At 57.1% G+C, this 24,775-nt stretch carries 20 protein-coding genes; 7 read left to right on the top strand and 13 right to left on the bottom strand.

Annotated elements, in window-relative coordinates; translation table 11 throughout:
* Window positions 1–55: 55 nt before the first annotated feature.
* Window positions 56–1,897 carry a dihydroxy-acid dehydratase gene (gene ilvD / locus ACZ5RI_RS09205; RefSeq protein ID WP_464511632.1) on the bottom strand — a complete coding sequence of 614 codons (1,842 nt, stop codon included), beginning with the start codon at window positions 1,895–1,897 and terminating at the stop codon, window positions 56–58.
* 233 nt (window positions 1,898–2,130) lie between these two features.
* Between ilvD and ACZ5RI_RS09200 the strand changes: the two genes are divergently transcribed.
* Window positions 2,131–3,132 (top strand): hypothetical protein, encoded by a 1,002-nt coding sequence (locus ACZ5RI_RS09200; protein WP_464511627.1) that lies wholly within the window; start codon window positions 2,131–2,133, stop codon window positions 3,130–3,132.
* 112 nt (window positions 3,133–3,244) lie between these two features.
* On the opposite strand, the gene ACZ5RI_RS09195 is transcribed toward ACZ5RI_RS09200, so the two are convergent.
* The 5 genes from ACZ5RI_RS09195 to miaA form a co-directional block, all read right to left on the bottom strand.
* Entirely contained in the window at window positions 3,245–4,606 is a 1,362-nt protein-coding gene (locus ACZ5RI_RS09195) for a DEAD/DEAH box helicase (RefSeq protein ID WP_464511623.1), read from the bottom strand.
* A 265-nt stretch (window positions 4,607–4,871) separates the two neighbouring features.
* Window positions 4,872–5,888, bottom strand: a complete 1,017-nt coding sequence (gene ilvC, locus ACZ5RI_RS09190) for a ketol-acid reductoisomerase (protein ID WP_464511619.1) — start codon at window positions 5,886–5,888, stop codon at window positions 4,872–4,874.
* Window positions 5,889–6,039: 151 nt separating this feature from the next.
* Window positions 6,040–6,552: an acetolactate synthase small subunit gene (gene ilvN / locus ACZ5RI_RS09185; protein WP_464511614.1), complete on the bottom strand. Its 513-nt coding sequence runs from the start codon at window positions 6,550–6,552 to the stop codon at window positions 6,040–6,042.
* Complete coding sequence (locus ACZ5RI_RS09180; RefSeq protein ID WP_464511610.1) at window positions 6,552–8,297, bottom strand: acetolactate synthase 3 large subunit; 1,746 nt, start codon at window positions 8,295–8,297, stop codon at window positions 6,552–6,554. The genes ilvN and ACZ5RI_RS09180 overlap by 1 nt, the downstream gene beginning before the upstream one ends.
* A 394-nt stretch (window positions 8,298–8,691) precedes the next feature.
* On the bottom strand, window positions 8,692–9,552 hold the full coding sequence (miaA, locus tag ACZ5RI_RS09175) for a tRNA (adenosine(37)-N6)-dimethylallyltransferase MiaA (RefSeq protein WP_464511606.1): 861 nt from the start codon (window positions 9,550–9,552) through the stop codon (window positions 8,692–8,694).
* A 12-nt stretch (window positions 9,553–9,564) separates the two neighbouring features.
* Here miaA and serB point away from each other — a divergent pair, with 12 nt between their 5' ends.
* Window positions 9,565–10,482 carry a phosphoserine phosphatase SerB gene (gene serB, locus ACZ5RI_RS09170; protein WP_464511602.1) on the top strand — a complete coding sequence of 306 codons (918 nt, stop codon included), beginning with the start codon at window positions 9,565–9,567 and terminating at the stop codon, window positions 10,480–10,482.
* Here serB and ACZ5RI_RS09165 read toward each other — a convergent pair.
* A complete protein-coding gene (locus ACZ5RI_RS09165; RefSeq protein ID WP_464511597.1) occupies window positions 10,479–11,555 on the bottom strand; it encodes a S1C family serine protease in 1,077 nt (358 codons plus the stop codon). The genes serB and ACZ5RI_RS09165 overlap by 4 nt on opposite strands.
* Before the next feature lie 104 nt (window positions 11,556–11,659).
* Complete coding sequence (locus tag ACZ5RI_RS09160) at window positions 11,660–12,184, bottom strand: Lrp/AsnC family transcriptional regulator (protein ID WP_464511593.1); 525 nt, start codon at window positions 12,182–12,184, stop codon at window positions 11,660–11,662.
* A gap of 124 nt (window positions 12,185–12,308) precedes the next feature.
* On the opposite strand from ACZ5RI_RS09160, the gene ACZ5RI_RS09155 reads away from it, so the two are divergent.
* Window positions 12,309–13,343 carry a Leu/Phe/Val dehydrogenase gene (locus ACZ5RI_RS09155; RefSeq protein WP_464511588.1) on the top strand — a complete coding sequence of 345 codons (1,035 nt, stop codon included), beginning with the start codon at window positions 12,309–12,311 and terminating at the stop codon, window positions 13,341–13,343.
* Between the two features lie 166 nt (window positions 13,344–13,509).
* Here the strand turns inward: ACZ5RI_RS09155 and ACZ5RI_RS09150 are convergent, their stop codons facing one another.
* From ACZ5RI_RS09150 to ACZ5RI_RS09140, 3 genes are all read right to left on the bottom strand, one after another.
* A complete protein-coding gene (locus ACZ5RI_RS09150) occupies window positions 13,510–13,953 on the bottom strand; it encodes a cupin domain-containing protein (RefSeq protein WP_464511583.1) in 444 nt (147 codons plus the stop codon).
* Window positions 13,950–15,098 (bottom strand): RuBisCO large subunit C-terminal-like domain-containing protein, encoded by a 1,149-nt coding sequence (locus ACZ5RI_RS09145; protein ID WP_464511578.1) that lies wholly within the window; start codon window positions 15,096–15,098, stop codon window positions 13,950–13,952. The genes ACZ5RI_RS09150 and ACZ5RI_RS09145 overlap by 4 nt, the downstream gene beginning before the upstream one ends.
* 86 nt (window positions 15,099–15,184) lie before the next feature.
* Complete coding sequence (locus ACZ5RI_RS09140; RefSeq protein WP_464511574.1) at window positions 15,185–15,592, bottom strand: (deoxy)nucleoside triphosphate pyrophosphohydrolase; 408 nt, start codon at window positions 15,590–15,592, stop codon at window positions 15,185–15,187.
* Window positions 15,593–16,053: 461 nt separating this feature from the next.
* Here ACZ5RI_RS09140 and adhE point away from each other — a divergent pair, with 461 nt between their 5' ends.
* The 4 genes from adhE to ACZ5RI_RS09120 all read left to right on the top strand — a co-directional run bounded on the left by adhE (window position 16,054) and on the right by ACZ5RI_RS09120 (window position 23,454).
* Window positions 16,054–18,714 (top strand): bifunctional acetaldehyde-CoA/alcohol dehydrogenase, encoded by a 2,661-nt coding sequence (gene adhE, locus ACZ5RI_RS09135; protein ID WP_464511570.1) that lies wholly within the window; start codon window positions 16,054–16,056, stop codon window positions 18,712–18,714.
* Window positions 18,715–18,962: 248 nt separating this feature from the next.
* Window positions 18,963–19,931 (top strand): aldo/keto reductase, encoded by a 969-nt coding sequence (locus ACZ5RI_RS09130; RefSeq protein WP_464511566.1) that lies wholly within the window; start codon window positions 18,963–18,965, stop codon window positions 19,929–19,931.
* A gap of 93 nt (window positions 19,932–20,024) precedes the next feature.
* The gene (locus tag ACZ5RI_RS09125; protein ID WP_464511560.1) at window positions 20,025–21,740 is read left to right on the top strand and encodes a tetratricopeptide repeat protein; all 1,716 of its coding nucleotides are present in this window, start codon (window positions 20,025–20,027) and stop codon (window positions 21,738–21,740) included.
* Window positions 21,741–22,005: 265 nt separating this feature from the next.
* On the top strand, window positions 22,006–23,454 hold the full coding sequence (locus ACZ5RI_RS09120) for a methyl-accepting chemotaxis protein (RefSeq protein WP_464511556.1): 1,449 nt from the start codon (window positions 22,006–22,008) through the stop codon (window positions 23,452–23,454).
* A gap of 26 nt (window positions 23,455–23,480) precedes the next feature.
* On the opposite strand, the gene ACZ5RI_RS09115 is transcribed toward ACZ5RI_RS09120, so the two are convergent.
* Window positions 23,481–24,416, bottom strand: a complete 936-nt coding sequence (locus tag ACZ5RI_RS09115) for a 2-hydroxyacid dehydrogenase (RefSeq protein ID WP_464511552.1) — start codon at window positions 24,414–24,416, stop codon at window positions 23,481–23,483.
* The gene (locus tag ACZ5RI_RS09110; protein ID WP_464511548.1) at window positions 24,413–24,694 is read right to left on the bottom strand and encodes a hypothetical protein; all 282 of its coding nucleotides are present in this window, start codon (window positions 24,692–24,694) and stop codon (window positions 24,413–24,415) included. Before ACZ5RI_RS09110 ends, ACZ5RI_RS09115 begins: the two co-directional genes overlap by 4 nt.
* Window positions 24,695–24,775 lie beyond the last annotated feature (81 nt).

The raw sequence follows: 24,775 nt of genomic DNA, 5'->3' as shown, positions 1-24,775 counted from the left end.
AAAGCCCCGCGAGGGAAACCATCGCGGGGCTTTTTTTTCTGCATAATCCTTCGGGCTATTTCTTAAACCGTTCCAGCGAGCGCACCGCGCCCTTGTCGGCAGAGGTGGTCATCAGCGCATAAGCCTCCAAGGCCTGCGAGATGACGCGGTTGCGCGACTTCGGATTCCAGCCGGTGCTTTCCATCTTCTTGCGGCGGGTGGCGAGCACATCCTCAGCGACATTGAGCTTCAGCACACGGTTTGGGATGTCGATCTCGATGACATCGCCATCCTCCACCAGACCGATCAGGCCGCCTTCGGCCGCTTCCGGCGAAACATGGCCGATGGACAACCCCGAGGTGCCGCCAGAGAAACGGCCATCGGTGATCAGCGCGCATTTCTTGCCCAGCCCGCGCGATTTCAGATAGCTGGTCGGATAGAGCATTTCCTGCATGCCGGGGCCGCCGCGCGGCCCTTCATAGCGCACAATCACCACATCTCCCGCCACGACCTTGTTGTTCAGAATGGCGTCCGAGACTTCCTCCTGACTTTCATAGACCTTGGCCGGGCCGGTGAATTTCAGGATCGAGGCATCAACCCCCGCCGTCTTCACGATGGCACCATCCACCGCGAGATTGCCGTAGAGCACCGCCAGCCCGCCATCCTTGGAATAGGCATGGTCGAGATCACGGATCGCACCGGTTTCACGGTCCATATCCAGTTCGTCAAACCGTTTGGCCTGGCTGAAAGCCTCGGTGGTGCGCACGCCGCCGGGGCCCGCGCGATAGAGCGTTTTCACCGCGTCGGACGGCTGGCGCATAATGTCCCACGCATCCAGCGCATCTTTCATCGTGGCGCTGTGCACGGTGCGGGTGTCGGTGTGCAGCAGGCCCGCCGCCTCCAGCTCGCCCAAAATCCCCATCACACCGCCAGCACGATGCACATCCTCGACATGCACGGTCGAAATCGACGGTGCCACCTTGCACAAATGCGGCACATGGCGCGACAGCCGGTCGATATCATGCATGGTAAACGGCACCTCGGCCGACTGGGCGGCGGCGAGCAGATGCAGCACCGTATTGGTCGAACCGCCCATGGCGATGTCGAGCATGATGGCATTTTCAAACGCATCGAACGTCGCAATCGAACGCGGCAGCACGGTTTCATCGTCGTTTTCGTAATAGGCTTTGGTCATCGTCACGATGCGCCGCGCCGCTTCCAGAAACAGTTCTTTGCGGTCGGCATGGGTGGCCACCAGCGTGCCGTTGCCCGGCAGGGAAAGGCCCAACGCCTCGGTCAGGCAGTTCATCGAATTGGCGGTGAACATGCCCGAGCAGGAACCGCAGGTCGGGCAGATGTTCTTTTCCAGCGCATCAACATCAGCGTCCGACACTTTTTCGTCGCCCGCCGCGATCATGGCATCGATCAGATCGACCGACAGCGCCTTGCCATGCAAGGTCACCTTGCCCGCTTCCATCGGCCCGCCCGAAACGAAGATGGTCGGAATGTTAAGGCGCAACGCCGCCATCATCATGCCGGGGGTGATCTTGTCGCAATTGGAGATACAGACCAGCGCATCCGCCGTATGGGCGTTGACCATATACTCGACGCTGTCGGAAATCAGATCGCGTGACGGCAGCGAATACAGCATGCCGCCATGGCCCATGGCGATGCCGTCATCGACCGCAATGGTGTTGAATTCCTTGGCGATGCCGCCCGCCTTCTCGATCTCGCGCGCCACCAGCTGGCCAACATCCTTCAGATGGACATGGCCGGGCACAAACTGGGTGAAGGAATTGGCAATGGCGATGATCGGCTTGCCGAAATCACCGTCCTTTACCCCGGTGGCACGCCACAGCCCGCGGGCCCCCGCCATATTGCGACCATGGGTGGACAGGCGAGAACGATAAGCGGGCATAGGACTTCTCCGGATTGATACAAATTACGCATGCCATAACGCCGAGCAGGCGCCATTTCAAGGCTCTGCGCAATTTATGATCACAAAAAATAGCAGCATCCGTAATATTATTGCAGAATTTAATGGCAAAAGTAACGCTTGTCACAAGTTGTATCGAAAGAGCGAAATGGCTTGATACAACCATTTAGTGTGAATTATATGTACATAAGTATAATTCATACTTGGAGGAAAAAATGTCTACAGAAACAAACAACAGCTTAATTGTTAGTGCACTAATAAAAGCTGATGGTACAGTAAAAAACGGTAATATGCTAAGCTGCAGCCTCGTTCAGACCGGAATATATGATATTAATTTTAATCAAGATTTCAGTGACACACCTATTATACTTGCAAAAGAAAACAGTGATAATTGGAATAGTTTTAATGCAAGAGAAGATACGCGTCAAAACTGCTTAGTACTCGCAGTTAGTAAAAACTCATGCCGCATAGCTACTGGAAATGATTCTGGCAAAGGTAATTTATGTAATAAAAACTTTTCAATTATTGCAATTGATCCAAGCATATCATCAATACCAGTTACGAATTACGAAGATAATTCAAATAACTACATTATTGTAGGGCACGTTAACTCTACAGATATAAATAAAAAATACACAGACTTCCTAGTAATTAAAATAGACGAAGGTTGTTATATTATAGTTTTTTCAAAACCATTTAAAAATACACCAGTAGTTATTGCAGACGCATCACTCAACAATAAAGATGACAAAACAACATGCAATGCAATTACAATATCAACAACAAGATATGCGGCACTAATCGAAGTCGGAAATAAGAATGGAGAAAAAACTGATAATCTTGGCTTTAATTTTATTGCTGTAGACCCATTACAAACATATAACGCAGAAACAGACGCCGCAACAAAAAATGTTGTCGCAAGAGATATAAATTCAGACAAAACAATGTATTCTGGATCAAAATTAGATGTTGAAAGGGTAGATAACGGCTATTTTAGTATTGATATATCAAACACAATTCCACAAAACTCAATCTGTTTCTCTTCTGAGATACCAGGTGATTGGAATTCATTCGATTCAATACCAAAAGAAATTCAAACGTATCACAATGCAAACCCAGTAAATAGCATTTGTGACGGAACAGCATACATAAAAACAGGAAATGAAGGCGGCAGTGGTAGCGACCATAACTTTTGTTTTGCTGCATTCGAATCTTAAACACTAGAAATGGTGACGTAGTAAATCTCTAATACAGACAAACAATAAGCCATAAACAAAAAAGGCCGCACACCGGTTACGATGTGCGGCCCTTTTTATAGACTAAACCGTATCAGGCGCTGGCCGAACCATTGCGGCGCGGGCCCTGACCACGATGGGCTTTCTTAGGCGCATCGCTGCGGACACGGGCGGGCTGACCATCACGGCTGGGCTTACCGGCACCGTTATGGCCACCACCATTGCCGCGACCATTATGACCGAAGGGTTTGCCACCGGCCGGCTTGCTGGAGCGGACATAGTTGGCCACACCACCACGGGCTGGCGGCGGCTGATCGGCGGCCATCACGCTGCCATCGGCCACGATGATCTTGGTGCGGGTCAGCCGTTCAATATCGCGCAGATACTGATTTTCGGTGGCATCACACAACGAAATCGCAATGCCTTCACGACCGGCGCGCGCGGTGCGGCCAATGCGATGCACATAGCTTTCCGGTTCGTTCGGCAGTTCAAAATTGATGACGTGGGTGACGTCATCAATGTCGATACCACGGGCGGCAATATCGGTCGCCACCAGCACGCGGGTTTCACCGGCGCGGAAGGTCGCCAGCGCCTTCTGACGGGCGTTCTGCGATTTGTTGCCGTGAATCGCCGAGGCCGGAATACCAGCCTTTTCCAGATGTTCCGACACGCGGTTGGCGGCATGTTTGGTGCGGGTGAACACCAGCACGCGTTCCAAAGCCGGATCGGCAAAAAGTTTGACCAGACGGGTGCGCTTTTCCGCGGTCGGCACAAACATCACCTGCTGTGCGATCTTTTCCGCGGTGCGCTTGGGTGGCGTGATGTCGATCCGCATCGGATCGTGCAGCAGCGCGCGGGCCAGCGCCTCGATGTCCGGCGCCATAGTGGCGGAAAACAGCATCGAATGGCGGTTTTTCGGCAAGGTCGCGACAATACGGCGAATGTCTTTGACAAAGCCCATGTCGAACATGCGGTCGGCTTCATCGAGCACCAGCTCGCTGACCTGATCAAGGCGGACATTGCCCTGTGCCATATGGTCAAGCAGGCGGCCCGGCGTGGCGACCAGAATGTCGATACCCTTTGACAGGGCCTGAATCTGCGGGTTCTGCCCCACCCCACCAACAACCACAGTGTGGCGCAGATGAAGGAACTGACCATAGGTGCGAATGCAATCGTCAATCTGGATGGCGAGCTCGCGCGTCGGCGCCAAAATCAGCGCACGGACCGATTTCGGCGTCCGGGCATCATGGGCGGCACACAAACGCTGCATCAGCGGCAAACAGAAAGCGGCGGTCTTGCCCGAACCGGTCTGGGCCAGGCCCAGCAAATCACGACCCTGAATCAGCGCCGGAATCGCGCTGGCCTGGATCGGCGTCGGCGTTTCATAGCCAGCCTTAACCAATGCACGCAGGATCGGCTCGCCAAGCCCGAAATCGTTAAAAGTCGTATCAGTCACAAATATCCTTAAACGCCGTAAGACGCGCGCGTTCAAGGCGCACGGGAACCAGCGTGTTGCCGTTTCCCTTGCACGGATGGAATAAACGGATGGGTTAAACAGGCCTGCTGCGATGACTGCGCCAAACGGCGCGTCGTGCAACCTCGCGATCAGCAGGCAGGCACCCTTATCAGGGCTGCGGGCCTTTAAGTCAAGCGATCAAACAAGGCAAGAAAAAGGCGGGCGGAACTGGTCCACCCGCCGATTTTCTTCCGTAGCCGGAAAATCAGTTCTTATCCTGATCGACCAGCTTGTTCTTGGCGATCCAGGGCATCATATCGCGCAGCTTCTTACCAACCTGCTCGATCTGATGGTTCTGGGCGCGGGCGCGCATCGCCTTGAAGGACGGCTGACCGGCCTTGCATTCCAGCACCCAGTCGCGGGCAAACTTGCCGGACTGAATATCGGTCAACACCGCCTTCATCGCCTTCTTGGTGTCTTCGGTCACGATACGCGGGCCGGAGACATATTCGCCATATTCCGCGGTGTTCGAGATCGAATAGTTCATGTTGCTGATGCCGCCTTCATAGATCAGATCGACGATCAGCTTCAGTTCATGCTGGCATTCGAAATAGGCCATTTCCGGCGCATAACCGGCTTCGACCAGGGTTTCGAACCCGGCGCGGATCAGGTCGGCAACGCCGCCGCACAGCACGTTCTGCTCGCCGAACAAATCGGTTTCGGTTTCTTCGCGGAACGAGGTTTCGATCACGCCCGAACGACCGCCGCCGATGGCCGACGCATAGGCCAACCCAAGTTCCTTGGCATTGCCCGAAGCATCCTGCGCCACAGCGATCAGGCACGGCACGCCGCCACCCTTGACGAATTCGCCACGCACGGTATGGCCGGGGCCCTTGGGCGCGACCATCAGAATGTCGAGATCAGCGCGCGGCACAATCAGATTGAAATGAATGTTGAAGCCGTGGGCAAAGAACAGCGCCGCACCCTGCTTCATATTGGGGGCCAGTTCGTCCTTATAGATGTCGGCCTGCAATTCGTCCGGCGTGACCATCATCATCACATCGGCCCACTTGGCCGCATCGGCCACCGACATGACCTTGAAGCCCGCGGCTTCCGCCTTCTTGGCGGACTTGCCGGGACGGGCCGCGATGACCACTTCCTTAACCCCGGAATCGCGCATGTTCATGGCATGGGCATGGCCCTGGCTGCCAAAGCCGATGACGGCGACCTTCTTGTTCTTGATCAGGTTCAGATCGGCATCCCGATCATAATAAACACGCATGATATCTCCTTGTTCGATACACATTCTGTTGCCGTCACGGCGTCGGCAGCAACTTTATTCCGGCAGGCAGCAATTCGCGAGATGTTTATTGCCACACCATGGCGAAGGGCAACGCCTTCGCTCGCGCCATTACCCAAACACGTTCATAGAGTTACATCGCATCCGGCCCGCGCGAGATGGCGGCAACACCGGTGCGCGAAACCTCGACCAGCCCCAGCGGCCGCATCAGATCGACAAAGCTGTCCAGCTTGTTCGGCGAACCGGTGATCTCGAACACAAAACTGGTGTGGGTGGTATCAACCGGGCGGGCACGGAAGGAATCGGCAATGCGCAACGCCTCCACCCGCTTCTCGCCAGTGCCGGCCACCTTGATCAGCGCCATTTCGCGCTCGACGCCGGGCTTATCCAGTGTCCAGTCGATCACCCGGTGCACCGGGACAATGCGGGCGATCTGGGCGCGGATCTGTTCCAGCACCTCGGGCGTGCCCGAAGTCACCACGGTGATACGCGAGGTATGCGAGGCCGGGTCGATTTCGGCCACGGTCAGGCTTTCGATGTTGTAACCACGGCCGGAAAAAAGCCCCACCACGCGGGCAAGCACCCCTGCCTCGTTATCCACGAGCACGGCAATGGTATGCCGTTCGATTTTTTGGTTTTTAAGCATCAGACCAGGATCTTTCCTTCGTCGCTCACTTCGGTGGCTTCTTCGTCGGCATCCGACAGGATCATCTCGTTATGGGCCGCGCCCGAGGGGATCATCGGATAGCAATTCTCAAACTTATCGACATGAACGTCCAGAATGACCGGACCTTTGACGGCAATCATTTTTTCAATCGCCGCATCGAGATCTTCCGGCTTATCAACGCGCAAACCGGTCGCCCCCATGGCTTCGGCCAGTTTGACGAAATCGGGCTGCACCTCGTTACTCGAATGGGAATAACGCTCGCCATGCATCAACTGCTGCCACTGGCGCACCATGCCGAGATAGGAATTGTTTAAGATGAAAATCTTGATCGGCAGATTATACTGCGTGGCCGTGACAATTTCCTGCATGGTCATCTGCACCGACCCTTCACCGGCGATATCAATCACCAGACTGTCAGGATGGGCGATCTGCACCCCCAGCGCGGCGGGCAGACCATAGCCCATGGTGCCCAGGCCACCCGAGGTCATCAGACGATTGGGCTCTTCAAAGTGATAGCGCTGCGCCGCCCACATCTGATGCTGCCCGACCTCGGTGGTGATGTAGGTATCGTGGCTTTTGGTCAGCTCATACAGCCGGTCGATGGCATGCTGCGGCTTGATCGTGGTTTTGGAATTCTTGAAACCCAGACAATGTTTTTCGCGCCAGCGATCAATGCTGCGCCACCAGTCGGCCATGGCATGGGGATCGGCCTTACATTTCTGGTCTTTCCACAGCTTGACCATCGCGGTGATGGCCTTACCGGCATCGGCAACAATCGGCAGATCGACCCGGACATTCTTGTTGATCTGCGAAGCGTCGATATCGAGATGGATTTTGCGGGCATAGGGGGCAAAGGCCGACAGCCGCCCGGTGACCCGGTCATCGAACCGCGCCCCCAGACAGATCATCAGATCGCAATCATGCATGGCGTTGTTGGCTTCATAGGTGCCGTGCATACCGACCATGCCGAGCCAGTTCGGCCCCGCCGCCGGGTACGAGCCCAACCCCATCAGCGTCGAGGTGATCGGAAAGCCCGTTGCCGCCACCAGCTCACGCAGCGCCTTCACCGCAACCTCGCCAGAGTTGATGATGCCACCACCGGTATAGAACACCGGGCGTTTGGCGGTTGCCATCCATTCCACCGCCCTGGCGATCGCGGTCATATCCGGCTCGGTCTGCGGCTTATAGGTGCGGTGGGCGACCTTTTCCGGACCGAAATAGTGCCCTGTATTGAACTGAACATCCTTGGGCAGATCAATCACCACCGGACCGGGGCGGCCCGTGGTGGCAACCTGAAACGCCTCATGCAGAATGCGCGGTAAGTCGTTGATATCCTTAACCAACCAGTTGTGCTTGGTGCAGGGCCGCGTCACGCCGACGGTATCACATTCCTGAAACGCATCGGTGCCGATCAGGGGTGTCGCGACCTGACCGGTGATCACCACCAGCGGAATGGAATCCAGCAGCGCATCGGCAATGCCGGTCACCGCATTGGTCGCACCGGGGCCCGAGGTCACCAGCACCACACCGGGCTTGCCGGTGGAGCGGGCATAGCCCTCGGCCGCGTGGGTTGCGCCCTGTTCGTGGCGGACCAGCACATGGGTAATATCGTTGGCAGCATAAAGGGCATCATAAATCGGAAGTACCGCCCCGCCCGGATAGCCAAAAATATGGCTAACGTTATGATCCCGGAGGGCTTGAATGACCATCTGTGCGCCAGTCATTCGGTTCTCTGGCATCTTGCCTTCAGCTTGGGATGCGCTTTTGTCTGCCATGTCCATTTGGGACGATCCTCGGATTTTTACGTTTAGGATTTTTGGTGTTTTGGGATTTTGAAAAAGCGAAAGGGGCGTTACCGCCCCTTTTTTCGTACAAGCCGCTGTTCCGAAAGCTGGGTTATCCCAGTCGGTCAAGCGGCCTAATAAGTACGATCTCAATCAGCAATGCTGTTACCCTTAAAGAAGATGGCCGACCATAACCGCCCCGTTCCGGGCCGTCAAGAAATAAACTGCGCTGACCTGCCATAACCGGGTAATAAAAAAACCCGTGAGGGGCCGAAGCCGATAGATCTGATACAACCCCGTACCAAAAACACGCAAAAGGTTAATCCACCTTAAGCTACGCGCTTAACGCTATTCGCTGCCAGTCGGCCATGCGGTTGCGATTCCATGTCGCCTGACGCTTGGCAAACTGACGGGTGGCGGTGATGGCCTTTTCGACCGCCTCCCCCTCGGCCATGGTGCCGTCGGCCATCGCCAGAATTTCGCGCAAACCCAGCACCTTTGCGGCGGGCAAAGCCGGGTCCAGCCCGCGCAAGGCTTCCGCCTCGCCCCCCGCCCCCATGGCCAACATCTGACGAAAGCGCAGCGCAATACGGTCCCGCAATACCGGGCGCGGCAGATCAACCACGAACTTTGCCAACTTCAGCCCCGCCAGCACCGGCGGCTGATTTTGCTTTTGCCATTCGGCCAGCGGCGTGCCCGTCGCCATGAACACTTCATAGGCACGCAAGACCCGCTGCGGATCACTGGGGCGCAGCCCGGCCGCCGTCAGCGGATCAAGGCGATCAAGCTCGGCATGCAGTGCGGCAACACCAATATTCTCAAGCTTTTTGCGTGCCGCGGCCCGCACCATGTCCGGCGTTGGCGGCACGGCGGCCAGCCCCTCGGTCAGGGCGGCAAAATACATCCCGGTCCCACCGGTAAAGATCGGTATCAAACCTTCGGCCCGAACCTGTGCCAGGGCTTGCGCCGCCTCGCACCGGAAACGGCCAAGGGAATAGCATTCACTGACCGGAACATGGCCATAGAGCAGATGCGGTGCGGCGGCTTCGTCTGCGACACTGGGCCGGGCCGACAGAATACGCAGCTCGGCATAGACCTGCATGGAATCGGTGTTGATGATCGCCCCGCCCATGGCCCGGGCCCAGGAAAGGGCCAGCGCCGACTTGCCGCTGGCGGTTGGGCCTGCGATAAGCACCGCATCGCAATCATGGGGGTAAGGAAAGTGACTGTCGCGCATGTTCTGAACGTGGTGGCCCAAAAAGCTGGAAACGAAGCGGAAAAGCTGGCGGATATTTTCCGTTCATACGGCGATTTACACTGGTTGTCGCCAGCAAAAGCGTTCGATATTGCCCTGACGGACGCGCGCGCCGAAATCCAGCCCCAAACCATCCTGACCCAGGCCCGCGAACACGCCGTAAACGTCAAGGCCGACATCAATCTGGTGGCCACAGCCGAGCGTCGCAAGAAACTTCTGATTGCGGATATGGATTCGACCATCATCACCGCCGAATGTCTGGACGAGCTGGCCGATTTCGCTGGTCTGAAAAGCCATATCGCCGCCATTACCGAACGGGCGATGCGTGGCGAGATCGAATTTGCCGGCGCGTTACGCGAACGCGTCGGCCTGCTCAAAGGTCTGCCGCTCGCCGCCTTACAATCGGTGTGGGACGAACGCATCCACCTTACCCCCGGTGCCAAAAGCCTGCTCACGACAATGAAGGCCCACGGCGCCCGTGCCTTGCTGGTTTCCGGTGGCTTTGGCTATTTCACCTCCCGCGTGGCCGCCGCCGCCGGGTTTGATGAAGACCGTGCCAACCACCTGATCGACGATGGCGAGACGCTGACCGGTGCCGTCGGCGAACCGATCCTGGGCAAGGAGGCGAAGCTTGCCGCGCTGGAAGACGAAGCCGCCCGTCTTGGTCTGTCATTGGCCCAGACGCTCGCGGTGGGCGATGGCGCCAATGATCTGGCGATGATTGGCCGGGCCAGTGAAGCGGGCGGCCTTGGCGTGGCGTTTCATGCCAAGCCGGTGGTCGCCGCCGCAGCCGGGGCCCGCATCGACCATGGCGATCTTTGCGCCCTGCTCTATCTTCAGGGCTATACCGACGCGGACATCATTGGCTAATGCCGTAACTTAGCCGGCGGCGCTTTGGGCGCGGTCTTGTAGGGCTGTATCGTCAGGCGCAGATTCATCCGCGCCTTGCCGCGCAGGACTTCGACCATCACACTGCGCCCCGCCGCCGTCATCGCCACCATGCGGGCCAGATCGCGCGAATCCGAGACCTTTTTGCCGTCATAACCGATGACGACATCGCCACTGCGCAAACCCGCCAGTGCCGCCGGACCACCCGACGCGGCCCCGGTCACCAGCGCCCCGCCATTTTCGGCCTGACGCACATTCATGCCGACCCAGCCGCGATGCACCGCCCCAAACTGGCGCAGCTGCGCAACGACATCGCGCACCATATTGGAGGGGATGGCAAAGCCGATGCCGACCGAACCACCGGAAGGGGAAAAGATCGCCGAATTGACCCCGATCACCGCGCCATCCATGTCAAACAACGGACCACCGGAATTGCCCTTGTTGATCGGGGCATCGGTCTGGATGAAATCGTCATAATCGCCGATTTCGATATTGCGGTTGCGCGCCGAAATGATCCCCGCCGTCACGGTTGAGCCAAGCCCGAAGGGGTTGCCGATGGCGATAACCCATTCGCCGATACGCGCCCGGTTGGAATCGCCAAAATGGGCGTACGGTAAGGGCTTTTTGGGCTGCACTTTGATCAGCGCCAGATCGGTCTTTTCATCACGGCCGACCAGTTTGGCCGCCAGAGTTTCGCCATTGTTAAGCGAAACCTCTATCTTGTCGGCCCCTTCAACAACGTGGTTGTTGGTGACGATGAAACCCGACGCATCAATGATGAACCCCGAACCGACCGAGGTGATATGGTGCACCGAAGCCTTGGTCCCCGGCGATTTCTTAAAAATATCCTGCAGACGCGTCGAGAAATCAGCGTTCTTCTGCACACCGCGCACGGTCTGGGTGGTGGAAATGCCCACCACGGTGGGCAAAAGCCGGCCGGAAAGATCCGCAAAGGAATCCGGCGCCCCGCGTGCAAAGGCAGGTGACGTCAGGCCCGAAGCCAGTCCCACTGCCAGCAGGGCAAGGAAAACCGCTGCAAACCGCCATAAACGCATGATGCCAGTCCAATCAAATCCGAATCGTTGTCAGCATAAGCCTGCGGGCGGGCCAGCCCCAAACGCCACGCAGGCAAAATCCGATCACAGAGTATTGTGCCGCTTTATTCGCGGTGTTCGTTTTTTGCCGTTCCCTTGCGCCGCGGCTTTTCCACGGCCAGCGGCTCCAGCGGCAAAGCCGTGGTCGCCTTAACATCCGATAACGCAATGGCAGAATTGATTTCCTGTACGCCGGGTAATTGCGAAAGACGGTCATAGAAAAACCGCTCATAGGCTTCGACATCTTTGGTGACGATACGCAACAGGAAATCGTCACCGCCCATCAGTACGTAACATTCCATCACTTCGCTGAAAGCTGCCACGGCTTTGGAAAAATCGGTCAGATTGGCACGACCATGGGCGGATAATTTGATGCGGGCGAAAACCTGTGTGTTGAGGCCAAGCTTGCGCCGGTCGAGCAGCGTCACCTGACGGGTGATATAGCCTTCATCCTTTAAGCGCTGCACCCGCCGCCAGCAGGGTGACTGCGACATGCCGACCTTTTCCGCCAGATCGGCGACCGACAAGGCGGCATCATTCTGCATCAGCCCAAGCAGCTTCAAATCGGTCGCATCCAGCCCTTCATGCATTTTCGTACCCTAATATTGCCGAATATGGGGATGAACTATACCTTACAACAGGGATTTCCTGCAATATAGGAAGGACATTTCTTAACAACACGGTGTAGCCTCACAGCCGTCACAGGAGACCTTGATGCTGACACTTACTACCATCCCTAAAGACGGTTACGAGCGGGTTTGCGCCTTTGCTGACGAAAGCGTGAATTTACGCGGATTTGTTGCCATTCATTCGACGGCACGCGGCCCGGCCGCTGGCGGCTGCCGCGTCTGGCAGTATGAAAAAGACGAAGATGCCCTGGCCGACGCGATGCGTCTTGCTCGCGGTATGTCGTACAAGAACGCCACCGCCGACCTGCCGCTGGGCGGGGCAAAGGCCGTCATTATGGCGCCCGCCAGCTTTGCCAATGCCGCCGCGCGCACCGCACTGTTCAAGGCCTATGGCGCGATGGTCGAACAGCTTGATGGTCAGTACATCACGGCGGAAGATGTCGGCACCTCGGTCGCCGATATGCAGGACGTCGCCAGCACCACAAAATACGTTTCGGGTATCACCAGTGGCGATCCCTCGCCCTGGACCGCCAAAGGCGTGTTTCTGTCGCTGAAGGTTGCGGTGAAGGAACGTCTGGGCTGGAATGATCTGCACGGTCTGACCGTGGCGGTGCAAGGCGTCGGCCATGTTGGCCATGCGCTGTGCGGCTTTCTCAACGAAGCCGGTGCCAAACTGATCGTTGCCGACACCAATGAAGTCGCGGTCGAACAGGCCGTCCAGGATTTCGGGGCCCACGCGGTTTCCGTGCACGAAATTGCAGGCGTGTCGTGCGATGTTTACGCCCCTTGCGCGCTTGGTCTGGCGATCAATCCGGAAACCCTGCCGCGGCTTAAAGCGCCGGTGGTGTGTGGTGCGGCCAATAACCAGCTGGCGTCAGACGCCATGGGCTATGAATTGCAGAAGAAGAATATTCTGTATGCGCCGGATTACGTCGCCAATGGTGGCGGCATCATCTCGGTCGCCTCGGAATGCCTCAACTGGTCGGAGAAGGAAGTCGCCCCCCGCGTGGATGCGATTGCCGACACCATCGCCAATGTTTTCGCCCAGTCGGCCAAAAGTGGCCGCCCCCCGCATGTTGAAGCCGACGAACTGGCCGAAGCACGCATCAAAGCGAAATAAGACACACGACAAAAAATATCAAAAGCGCGTCGGCATCACCGGCGCGCTTTTTCTATGTCGCAACTGTACGCGCAAAACCGGTTCCCACTTTTGCGCTCGTTTATTGGGATTCTTTTTTGACGCAACTTTGCGCGCAAAACCGGTTCCCACTTTTGCGCTCGTTGCGTTAGCGATCTTCCAGAAATGCCGCAATGGCGGGATTTTTCTTCAGTGCCGCAAGATCTTCAGCGCTGGGCAGTTGCGGTTTATCACGCTCGACATTGACCATACACAAAAAACCCAGCGGCTCGTCATCGGCGCGGAACTGGTGCCAGGTCTGCGGCGCAATGGTGACCAGATCATAGGTGTTGATCGGGCCGACGAAATCCCCGTTCAGGCAGCGGCCACGCCCGCGCAGGATCAGCACGCCATGCATATGCTCGTGACGCTCCAGCGTCGAGAAACCGTGCGGTGCCACCTCGAAATAGCGTAACTCCGATTTCAGCTCAGGCTGCTTGAACAGCACCTGCCGGGTGATCGCTTTGAAGGGGGCCGTGCCCTCCTCCTTATAGGCCAGCAAATCGGTGGCCTGCCAACGAAAATCCTCGAAACGGCGGACGGATTCACTCATTTTATTTCCTTTGAACGCACGATATCGACAATGCGGGCCGCTTCACGCGCAATATCCTTACGCGCCATCAGCAGCGCACCACCGATCAGCACCATCACATCCGGGCCATAGAAATCCAGCATCTCGGGCACGCGCTCCAGCGTCATGCCACCGGCTGGCACCGGCACCGCCGAACGGACGGTATCACCAGCCACCGCATTTTGTGCCAGTTCGAGACACTCCTCGGGGGTATAGCCGAAACGGCCACCGAAATTGGGAAACACCACCGCGTCGGCGCCCAACAAGCGGAACAGCTTACCGAACTGAAACGCCGGGGCAATCCGCGCCACCCCGGCAAAGGCCGGATGGGTCATAAAGGCAAAGTCCGGGTTTTCCTGCTTAATGGCCACGAAACTGTCAACGCCGACAATCATCGGTGCAATCAGCGCCCCTTCCAGCCCGCTGTCCCGCGCCAGCGCAACCTGCTGGCGCAGATCATCCAGCGTGCCGTTCAGGGACGGCAGATAAGATGTCGTCACCCCGGTATGGGCGACCACCTTGGCCACAGCCTCGGCAATGGCGGGCACCCGCTCGGCAAAGGGACTGTAGGCCTGATCGGCCAGGCCGTGATCGTCCTTGATGAAATCAAGGCCACCTTCGGCCATTTGCGCGGCCAGACGGGCCAGATCAGCGACGGGTAAGCCCTGCGGCTTCAATGCCGAGCAGGTCAGCGCACGACCAACGGCACCAACACGGGCCCGCACCCCCTTCAAACCGACATTCGGACCACCCAAAGCCTGCGCCAGCGTGTTTGGCAAATCGGCATCGATCAGGGTGACATCGGTCTGCAGTGAACTGTTGCCAAACAGCATGTTAAGAAGCTGCCCCGCCCGTAAACCGGTGGTTTCCAACGCCAGCCCAATATGAACGTCAAAGCTGCCATCGCCGCGGTCGGTAATCCCGCCAACCTGCCCAACGATATTGTCGAGGACATCAGGCGCATCAATGGCAGCAACCGGCATTTCGACCGACTGCTCAACTGCAATGGCCTTGGCGCGCGCTTCGATGGTGGCGGCATCGCCGACCACGCGATAGTGGACATTAATGCGCCGGCCCGCCCCCGATGGGGCGGCAGCGGATGGCAGATGGGACGGATTATGGCTCATGGGGCGGCATAACAGCGTATTTCCCACACACAGGCAACAGTATTTTATATTTTACAGATATTTTATGATTTAATGGGTGTCGTCTGTTAAAGTCGCGCCCGCAACTGCGGCACCAGGGGAATATCCGCCGGGGCCAGTGCGTAATCCATCAGCCGATCCGGCGCCACCCATTCGAGTGCACTATGCTCGCGCGCCACAACCAGCCCCTGCCAGCGCCAACACAGAAAAAGCGGCATCAGCAGATGAAATTTATCGTAAGGATGCGAGGCAAATGTCAGCGGCTCGAGATCATCCCGCGCCACAGTGATTCCCAGCTCCTCGTTCAGCTCGCGGATCAGCGCATCTTCCGGCGCCTCACCGGCTTCCAGCTTGCCGCCGGGAAACTCCCAGTAGCCTGCAAGGTTTTTACCGGCCGGACGTTGAGCCAGCAAAACCCGCCCCACATCATCGACCAGCGCCACCGCCGATACCAGAATCACTCTCACATCTGCCATGACTGCCAACCAACCCAAATCCACTTGCCGCGCCAGCCCATTCAAGGGTCACCATTTACGTTTCCGACGCAAGCCTTTGCAACGGTAACACAATCGACACTATGTCGATCCTTAGCCTTTCACTTGGGCATTACACCACTGTAGTATTTTGTGAAATTCACGGGATAGAATGTCACACTTTGCGGCATTGCAGCAATCCAGAAAATCTATATATCTCAGCCGCATCTAAGGCATTAAGCAGTCGTATGGCTTCGGTTGCTGCGATTGCGTTGGTGCAACTGCGAAAAAACAATAAATGTTCGCATTGAAAAGGAGAAACCCTCGATTTGGGGATGCCATATTCTTCTGCCCCCCCAAATTTCCAGGCACGCGACACCGAAATGTATCGGCGTGTGACACCGTCATGAAAACGCGGCATGCCTATGGCAAAGGTGCCGCATCAGGAAGACAGGAGTTTTTTTATGTCCGTAACGAATGCTGACGAATTGGACGCACTGGTTGCCCGCGTAACGGCGGCACAGCGCGTTTTCGCCACCTTCTCCCAAGAGCAGGTTGACAAGATTTTCCGCAACGCCGCTTTCGCTGCTGCTGATGCCCGTATTCCGCTGGCCATCATGGCCGCAGAAGAAACCGGCATGGGCGTCGCCGAAGATAAGGTGACGAAGAACCACTTCGCGTCGGAATACATCTACAACAAGTACAAAGACACCAAAACCTGCGGCATCCTCGACAATGACGAGGAAGGCGGCACGATGACGATCGCCGAGCCGATCGGGGTGATCTGCGGTATTGTGCCGACAACCAACCCGACCTCGACCGCGATCTTCAAGTCGCTGATCAGCCTGAAGACCCGCAACGGCATCATCTTCAGCCCGCATCCGCGCGCCCGCAAGTCGACTTGCGCCGCTGCCAAGCTGGTGCTCGACGCCGCAGTTGCCGCTGGCGCTCCCGCCGACATCATCGGCTGGATCGACGAGCCGACGCTGGATCTGTCCAACGCCCTGATGCGCCACAAAGGCATCAACCTCATCCTCGCCACCGGCGGCCCCGGCATGGTGAAGGCGGCCTATTCTTCGGGCAAGCCGGCCATCGGCGTCGGTGCGGGTAACGCCCCGGTTCTGATCGACGAGCACGCCGACATTAAGCGCGCCATCGCCTCGATCCTGATGTCGAAGACCTTCGACAACGGTATGATCTGCGCCTCCGAGCAGGCTGTGGTTGTGGTTGACGCGGTCTATCCGCAGGTGCGTGAACGCTTCATCACCCATGGCGGTTATGTCCTGTCGAGTAACGAAATCGGCGCCGTGCGTCAGACCGTGTTCCCCGAAGGCGCGTTGAGCCCGAAGGTTGTCGGTCAGTCGGCGATCAAGATCGCCGAAATGGCTGGCATCACGGTCCCGCCGAACACCAAGGTGCTGATCGCCGAGGTTGACAACGTTCAGGACGAAGCCTTCGCCCATGAAAAGCTGTCGCCGACCCTGGCCCTATATCACCGCAAGGACTTCAAGGCGGCCCTCGACACATCAGCCGAGCTGGTTGCGCTGGGTGGTATAGGGCATACCTCGGTGCTCTATACCGATCAGGACGGCCATCCGGAACGCGTTACCACCTTTGGCGAACGCATGAAGACGGCCCGTATTCTGGTCAACATGCCGTCGTCGCATGGCGGCATCGGCGATCTGTACAACTTCAACATTGCGCCCTCGTTGACGCTGGGCTGCGGCTCGTGGGGTGGTAACTCCATCTCCGAGAACGTCGGTCCGAAGCATCTGATCAACAAGAAAACCGTTGCGAAACGCGAGGAAAACATGCTCTGGCATAAAGTGCCGAAATCGATTTATTTCCGGCGCGGCTGCCTGAAAGAAGCCTTCAAGGATTTGGCTGACAAGAAGCGCGCACTGGTCATCACCGACAGCTTCCTGTTCACCAGTGGCTTCATTGACGAACCGGTCAGCTTGCTCAAGGCGCAGGGCATTGAAGTCGATGTCTTCAGCGATGTGCAGGCCGATCCGACCCTGACCACCGTCCGCAAGGGCGTGGCCAAGGCGAATGTCTTCAAGCCTGATGTGATCATCGCCGTTGGCGGTGGTTCGGCGATGGACGCGGCCAAGGTCATCTGGGTCATGTACGAGCACCCCGAAGTGCACTTCGAAGACCTGGCGCTGCGCTTCATGGACATCCGCAAGCGCATCTACAAGTTCCCGAAGATGGGCATCAAAGCCGAAATGGTTGCGATCACCACCACCTCGGGCACGGGTTCGGAAGTCACCCCGTTCGCGGTTGTGACCGACGACGCCACCGGCATGAAGTACCCGCTGGCTGACTATGCTCTGACCCCGGACATGGCGATCATCGACGCCAACCTGGTGATGAACATGCCGAAGTCGCTGACCGCATTCGGCGGTATCGACGCGGTGACCCACGCTCTGGAAGCCTATGTCTCGGTCATGGCCACCGAATATTCGGACAGCCACGCCCTGACGGCCCTGAAGCTCTTGAAGGATTACCTGCCGTCTTCCTACAAGAACGGTGCCAAGGATCCGATCGCCCGCGAAAAGGTCCACAACGGTGCCACCATTGCCGGTATGGCTTTCGCCAACGCCTTCCTCGGTGTTTGCCACTCGATGGCGCACAAGATCGGCGCGGCGTTCCATATTCCGCACGGCCTGGCCAACGCGTTGTTGATCACCAACGTCATCCGCTACAACGCCAATAACAACCCGGTGAAGCAGACGGCGTTCTCGCAGTATGACCGCCCGAAGGCCCGCGCCCGTTATGCGGAAATCGCCGACAGCCTGAAGCTCGGTGGCGCTCGCACAGCGAACAAGGTCGACAACCTGATTGCCTGGGTTGACGCCTTGAAAAAGGAACTGGACATCCCCATGTCCATTCAAGCGGCTGGTGTTGCCGAGGCTGACTTCCTGGCCAAGGTTGACGAAATCGCCGTGGCGGCCTTTGACGACCAGTGCACTGGTGCAAACCCGCGCTTCCCGCTGATGAGCGAGCTCAAGCAGCTCCTGCTCGACAGCTATTATGGCCGCCCCTTCGTCGAAGCCTATGAACGCGACGAAGACGAAGCCGAAGTCGAAGCGCCGGCGCCAGCCAAGACTGCCAAGAAGTAATTTTTGCTTCGTAGCTGTAGCAACTAACCTACCCCCCGCATGTGATGCACATGCGGGGGCTTTTTTTACCCATTACGTATGTTTCATATTTTGCACAGCCGCTCACATTTTGTTGACCGGGATTTTTTATGCATAGCAGCCTTGCGTACGCAGATCCCCCGCAGAGATTGCAATAGCCGCCGAAATATGCCGAAAATGACTGACAAAATAACAAACAGCATTGGTATTGGGATTAGAGGGGAAGAAATATGCGCAAACGCATTTTAGGTAAGAGTGGATTTTCCGTTGGTGAACTGGGCCACGGTCTTTGGGGGATGAGCGGCTGGACGGGTTCGGAAGACGATGAAAGCCTGACCGCCTTACGCCATTCGGTACAAAACGATTGCACGTTTTTTGACAGCGCCTTTGCCTATGGCGCAGGCCACAGTGATGCTCTGCTGGGGCAGATCGCCCGTGAATTTTCCGAAAAACCGCTGGTGCTGGCCTCGAAGATCCCCCCGGCGGACGGCAAATGGCCGAGCAACCCGGAAAAGCCGTTACACGATATTTTTCCGCACGATCACGTTGTCGTCCACGCCGAGAAGATCAAGGCCGCCTTTGGCCGCCCGGTTGATCTGTTACAATTTCATGTCTGGGAAGATGCCTGGGCAGAGGATGGCGAGTGGCAGGACACCGTGGCAGAACTGAAGGCCCGCAACATTATCAACGCCTTTGGTCTCAGCCTGAACCGTTGGCAGCCCAATAACGGCATAAAAGCGATTGAAACCGGTTTGGTCGAAAGCGTTCAGGTCATCTACAACGTCTTCGATCAAGCCCCTGAAGATGTACTGTTCCCGACCTGCCGCACCCATAATGTCGGCGTCATCGCCCGTGTGCCACTTGATGAAGGCAGCTTGGGCGGCAAGATGACCCTTGAAACCACCTTCCCAGCGGGGGACTGGCGGGCCCGTTATTTCAATCCGAAAAACTTAAAGCGCACCATCGAACATGTTGATGCGCTGAAGGCCGTTTTGCCTGAAGACATGAGCCTGCCTGAACTGGCCATCCGCTTTATCTTAAGCGAGCCGACAGTGACCACGTTGATCCCCGGTATGCGCAAGCCCGAACATGTCGCGGCCAACCAGTCTTATGCCGCCAAGGGGCCCCTGCCCGCCGATCTGATCACGGCCCTGCGCGCCCACCGCTGGGACCGCACCCCGGCACAATGGTCAGATTAACACAGTATTTTACACAAAATGGCGTCAGACATCATTGAAGCGTGACGTCATTTTGTTTTAAATGCATCGCATACTTCAGGCGATGCCACCTTAATGGATGCTCTTTCCGATACTGGTGCCACAGCGATTTTTCAGCAGGCGATGCAGTTGATGCAGTCTGGCGATATTGGCCAGGCGGTTGCGCTTTGTCGGCAATATCAGCCGCGATTTCCCACCAGTATAAAATTACTCAATCTGTACGGTATATTAGAGCTGCAACAGGGCCATAGCGATACGTGCGTTGCCTTGCTGGCGCAGTCGTTGCAGTTATCGCCAGCGCAGCCGCAAACCGCCTCTAATCTTGGTATCGGGCTGGAAAAAATCGGGCGACTGAATGAAGCGCTGCTCTGTTTTGATAATGCCATTGCCATGGCGCCAAATTACGCCAAAGCCTATTGCAACCGTAGCAATGTGCTGAATGAACTGCAGCGCTACGAAGATGCCATCATCAGTGGCGAGCACGCGCTGGCGCTCGATGCCAACCTCCCCGAAGCCTATTGCAGCTGCGGCAACGCCCTACGCCAGCTAGGCCGGCTGGAAGAAGCCCTCACCGCATTCGACCACGCCATCAGACTTTACCCGCAGGCAGCCATACTTTACGGCAATCGCGGCAACACACTGAGAGACCTGTATCGTTTTGAAGATGCGCTGGCCGATCTCGAGATCGCGGTAACACTGGACCCACACAACACCAATATCTGGATCAACCGCGGGAATGTCCTGCGTGAACTCAAGCGCTTTGACGAAGCTCGTGCCAGTTATGCCCATGCGGCGGAAATTTGCCCCCAGGATGCCGATGCCCATTGGGATGTGGCGATCATCGACCTGCTGCGTGGTGACATGGCCAATGGCTGGGACGGCTATGAATGGCGTTGGCACAGCCCATCGCTGGCCCATGCGGTGCGTCCGTTCACACAACCCTTATGGACGGGCGAGGAAGATATTTCCGGGAAGACCATATTGATCCATGCCGAACAGGGCTTGGGCGACACGGTACAGTTTTCCCGCTATATCCCGCTGGTACTGGCTCAGGGCGCCCGTGTGCTATTTGAAGTGCCCGGGACCTTGCTTGCACTGCTGGCCAGTTTGGGCAAAACCGCAGCGCCGGGACAGCTTACCCTGATCCAGGCAGGTAGCACACTGCCTGACTTCGACCTGCATTGCCCCACCATGAGCCTGCCGCGTGCGTTTAAAACCCGGCTGGGCACCATACCGGGCACTACGCCTTATCTGTCCGCCGATCCCGGCAAACGCCTTTGGTGGCAGCAACAGTTAGGCGCCCGCAAAGAGCTACGCGTCGGCCTGACATGGGCTGGCAAACAGGGCACTGCGCCGGATCGAAAACGCTCGATCTCCGTGGCGCAGTTCGCCCCCCTTTTGGGATTGCCATGCGCATTCCACTGCCTGCAAAAGGAAATTCGTTCGGAAGATGCCGCCATCCTGACCGCATTGCCTTTTGTTCAGTGTCATAGCGATGTTTTGCACGATTTTTCCGATACTGCCGCCCTAATTGCCGAAATGGATCTGGTGATCTCAGTTGATACTGCGATTGCCCATGTTGCCGGGGCGCTGGGCAAACCGCTTTGGCTCCTGCTGCCAGCGGTTCCCGACTGGCGCTGGCTGATGGATCGGGCCGACAGCCCGTGGTACCCCAGCGCCCGACTGTTCCGCCAGCAATATAATGGGGATTGGGGCCCGGTCTTTGGCGATGTCGCCCGCAGCTTGACCGCCGCACAAAGCGCCGGAACCATCGTGGCGACAGCGCTTTGATTAACGACGGTATTTGATGCCTGACACTACAATGTCACGTTCTATCATCAATATTTAATGGGTTGACGCTGTAGTCATTAACATTATTTTATTTTGTATTTTTAACGGAAACCGCTTTTTTATTACACCAACCAAGCATTGATGCGTTAATAAAAACAGATTTCCCGCATCAGTATAATTCTATTAATGTTTGGCAGGCACTATTCACGCATTGCTTACACCCACGCTGCGCCCCCATCTCGCGTGAGAAAGCCAGGAGACCAGCATGCAGGACGTGTCTGAACGCTTCCGGATTGCAGAACGGTTGCGCTACGCCCGGATGGACCAACAAAAGCTCGGGCTTTTGCAGGAATTCTGGGGCGTAGTGAAACCCCAGCTGAAAGACGTTCTGGATAAGTTTTACGACCACGTGCAGGCTGAGCCCGCACTGGCGACCATTATCGGCAATCAGACGGACCGGCTGAAATCCGCTCAAAGCCAGCATTGGGAGCGTTTATTCAACCATATGATCGACGAAGATCATATGCAGGCGGTTTACCGCATTGGTATGGCACATAAGAAAATCGGCCTGGAACCGCGCTGGTATATCGCCGGATATCAGTTTGTACTCGGCATGCTGCATGGGCTGGCGATTGACGCCTACAATGATGATCCTGACAGACTGAAGTCCGTGATCGATGCCATCAATATCGCCGTCATGCTCGATATGGATATGGCGATATGGGCCTATCGCGATGCCATCGAACAGGAGAAGGCGGCTCAGGACCGCATCATCAACACCTGTGTTGCATCGATGAGCAAGGCCCTGTCCGCACTGGCAGCGGGCGATCTGACCTGTCGCATTACCGAAAATTTCGAGGGTGCCCTGAGCAAAATCGCCGACGACTTTAATCTGGCTGTCAAGAATATCGATCACGCCATGCAGACCGTCACCGACTCCACCGCCAGCATCAAATCAGGGGCGGGCGAAATCGCCAACGCCTCGGGTGATTTGGCGCGCAGGACCGAACAGCAGGCTGCCGGGCTGGAACAAACCTCTGCGGCGATGGAAGAAATCACCAATACCGTCAAGGCAACCAACCAAAACGTCAAAGACGCGGCAAATAACACCATCATTGTTAAGAAAGCTGCGGAAACCGGTGATAAAGTCGTCGATACTGCGGTTGAAGCCATGGCACGGATTGAAAATTCGTCGCGGCAGATTTCCGATATTACCGGCGTCATCGACGAAATCGCGTTTCAGACCAATCTGCTTGCCCTCAACGCCGGGATCGAAGCCGCCCGCGCCGGGGATGCCGGACGCGGCTTCGCCGTGGTGGCACAGGAAGTCCGCGCATTGGCAGGCCGGTCCCGCGAAGCGGCGCAAAACATCAAGATGCTAATCCGGGAATCCGGGGAGCATGTTGCCTTCGGCGTCAAACATGTCGGTGAAACCGGCACGGCGCTGAAAGAAATTATTGCCGAGATCAACCGTATCGATACCTTGATCAGCAGCATCGCAGAAGCGGCCGGGGCACAATTGTACAGCGTTCAGGAGGTCAACCAGGCGGTTGGTCAGATGGATCGCACCACCCAGCAAAACGCCGCCATGGTGGAACAAAGCAACGCCGCGTCGGTCAGTCTGGCGTCCGAAACCGAGAAGCTGAACACACTGGTGAGTGGCTTTATCGTCAGCAGTGCGACCCGATCCGCATCAACCGCCCGCGCCGCGTAAAGCCTCAAAGCCCCATCTGCGATGGCTCAGTATTGCCGGGCGATGTCCACGGCACCATCAGGCATGCGGCCCTGCTCAATCGCCTCGATCCCGGCCCAGACATAATCGGCGGCCACAAGTGGCTGCGAAATTGAGGCAATATGTGGGGTGACAATGATTTTGGGATGATGCCACAGCGGGCTATCCTTGGGCAGCGGCTCGGTCTCGAACACATCCAACACCGCCCCGGCCAAATGGCCACGATCCAGCGCCGCGATCAGATCTTCCGGCACCAGATGGGCACCGCGCGCCACATTGATGACATAGCCACCACGGGGCATGGCCGTGAAAGCGGCCGCGTTCAAAATACCCCGGGTCGCATCCGTCAGCGGCAACAGACAGATCGTAATGTCGGATGCCGCGAAAAAGGCATCCAGCTCCCCCGCACCAGCAAAGCTGGTGATCCCCGGCAAAGTTTTACGAGTACGCGACCAGCCCGCCACCCTAAAGCCCAGTTCGACGAAACGCCGTGCAACAAAGCCGCCGATTTCGCCTAACCCCATCACACCGATCCGGGTCTGCTGGGTCTGGCGCGGCATTATCGCCTGACGCCACTCGACCTGTTTCTGTCCTTCGGCGAAATGCGCCACCCGGCGATGGTGCATCAGCGCATACATCAGCACATATTGCGCCATTTCCACGGTCAGAGTTGGATCGCAGAAACGGTACAGCGGCACCCGAACCGGATAATCACCGCCATGCAGAAAACCATCGATGCCCGCCCCCATCGAAAACACGGCCTTAAGCCTGGGCAGGCTGGCCAGCAGCCCCGGCGGCGGGCGGAAACTCAGCACATAATCGATTTCGTCCGGCGCATAGCTATCGATGCCCTGCTTGATCAGGCGCAAACGGCCATCAGCCAGCCTGGTCTGCCACAGGTCATCCCAGGCCCTTGGCAGAACCGTCAGCAGTGTAGGAATCACAATTTGGTACTCTTACTGCCCGGTTTGGCCTGCGCCGCCCCACCAGAAACCGATCCACCAGCCGCATCCGGCGTGGCCACCGCACCATCGCCATTGCTCTGGGCGCTGGCCGGGGTTGCCGCGGGCGGGGCTGGTGGTGGCGGAACAGGGGGCACATAAGCGGGTCTGGCCAGCGGTACCACGTTAAACGCGGCATCGGCACCAAAACGCAGGGCAATCACCAACGCCAAAGCGCACAGGATCGCCGCCGCAATTTTATTCCATTCCCAAGCATCCATCACGAAAGCCTCTGTTATCGCGCCATCTGTCGGATTATATACCCAAGGCGCGTTTTCCGGCACTATAAGAAAATTCCCATA

Source organism: Micropepsis pineolensis (assembly GCF_055392125.1).
The sequence above is the reverse complement of the archived record's forward strand: the minus strand, read 5'-3'. Positions and strand labels throughout refer to the sequence as shown.

What these genes read in the sequence shown, in the direction of transcription:
- ilvD (WP_464511632.1), bottom strand. Translation starts at nt 1,897, where the DNA reads ATGCCCGCTTATCGTTCTCGCCTGTCCACCCATGGTCGCAATATGGCG.
- ACZ5RI_RS09200 (WP_464511627.1), top strand. Translation starts at nt 2,131, where the DNA reads ATGTCTACAGAAACAAACAACAGCTTAATTGTTAGTGCACTAATAAAA.
- ilvC (WP_464511619.1), bottom strand. Translation starts at nt 5,888, where the DNA reads ATGCGTGTTTATTATGATCGGGATGCCGATCTGAACCTGATCAAGAAC.
- ilvN (WP_464511614.1), bottom strand. Translation starts at nt 6,552, where the DNA reads ATGCTTAAAAACCAAAAAATCGAACGGCATACCATTGCCGTGCTCGTG.
- ACZ5RI_RS09180 (WP_464511610.1), bottom strand. Translation starts at nt 8,297, where the DNA reads ATGACTGGCGCACAGATGGTCATTCAAGCCCTCCGGGATCATAACGTT.
- serB (WP_464511602.1), top strand. Translation starts at nt 9,565, where the DNA reads ATGGGGGTAAGGAAAGTGACTGTCGCGCATGTTCTGAACGTGGTGGCC.
- ACZ5RI_RS09165 (WP_464511597.1), bottom strand. Translation starts at nt 11,555, where the DNA reads ATGCGTTTATGGCGGTTTGCAGCGGTTTTCCTTGCCCTGCTGGCAGTG.
- ACZ5RI_RS09160 (WP_464511593.1), bottom strand. Translation starts at nt 12,184, where the DNA reads ATGCATGAAGGGCTGGATGCGACCGATTTGAAGCTGCTTGGGCTGATG.
- ACZ5RI_RS09155 (WP_464511588.1), top strand. Translation starts at nt 12,309, where the DNA reads ATGCTGACACTTACTACCATCCCTAAAGACGGTTACGAGCGGGTTTGC.
- ACZ5RI_RS09150 (WP_464511583.1), bottom strand. Translation starts at nt 13,953, where the DNA reads ATGAGTGAATCCGTCCGCCGTTTCGAGGATTTTCGTTGGCAGGCCACC.
- ACZ5RI_RS09145 (WP_464511578.1), bottom strand. Translation starts at nt 15,098, where the DNA reads ATGAGCCATAATCCGTCCCATCTGCCATCCGCTGCCGCCCCATCGGGG.
- ACZ5RI_RS09140 (WP_464511574.1), bottom strand. Translation starts at nt 15,592, where the DNA reads ATGGCAGATGTGAGAGTGATTCTGGTATCGGCGGTGGCGCTGGTCGAT.
- adhE (WP_464511570.1), top strand. Translation starts at nt 16,054, where the DNA reads ATGTCCGTAACGAATGCTGACGAATTGGACGCACTGGTTGCCCGCGTA.
- ACZ5RI_RS09130 (WP_464511566.1), top strand. Translation starts at nt 18,963, where the DNA reads ATGCGCAAACGCATTTTAGGTAAGAGTGGATTTTCCGTTGGTGAACTG.
- ACZ5RI_RS09125 (WP_464511560.1), top strand. Translation starts at nt 20,025, where the DNA reads ATGGATGCTCTTTCCGATACTGGTGCCACAGCGATTTTTCAGCAGGCG.
- ACZ5RI_RS09120 (WP_464511556.1), top strand. Translation starts at nt 22,006, where the DNA reads ATGCAGGACGTGTCTGAACGCTTCCGGATTGCAGAACGGTTGCGCTAC.
- ACZ5RI_RS09110 (WP_464511548.1), bottom strand. Translation starts at nt 24,694, where the DNA reads ATGGATGCTTGGGAATGGAATAAAATTGCGGCGGCGATCCTGTGCGCT.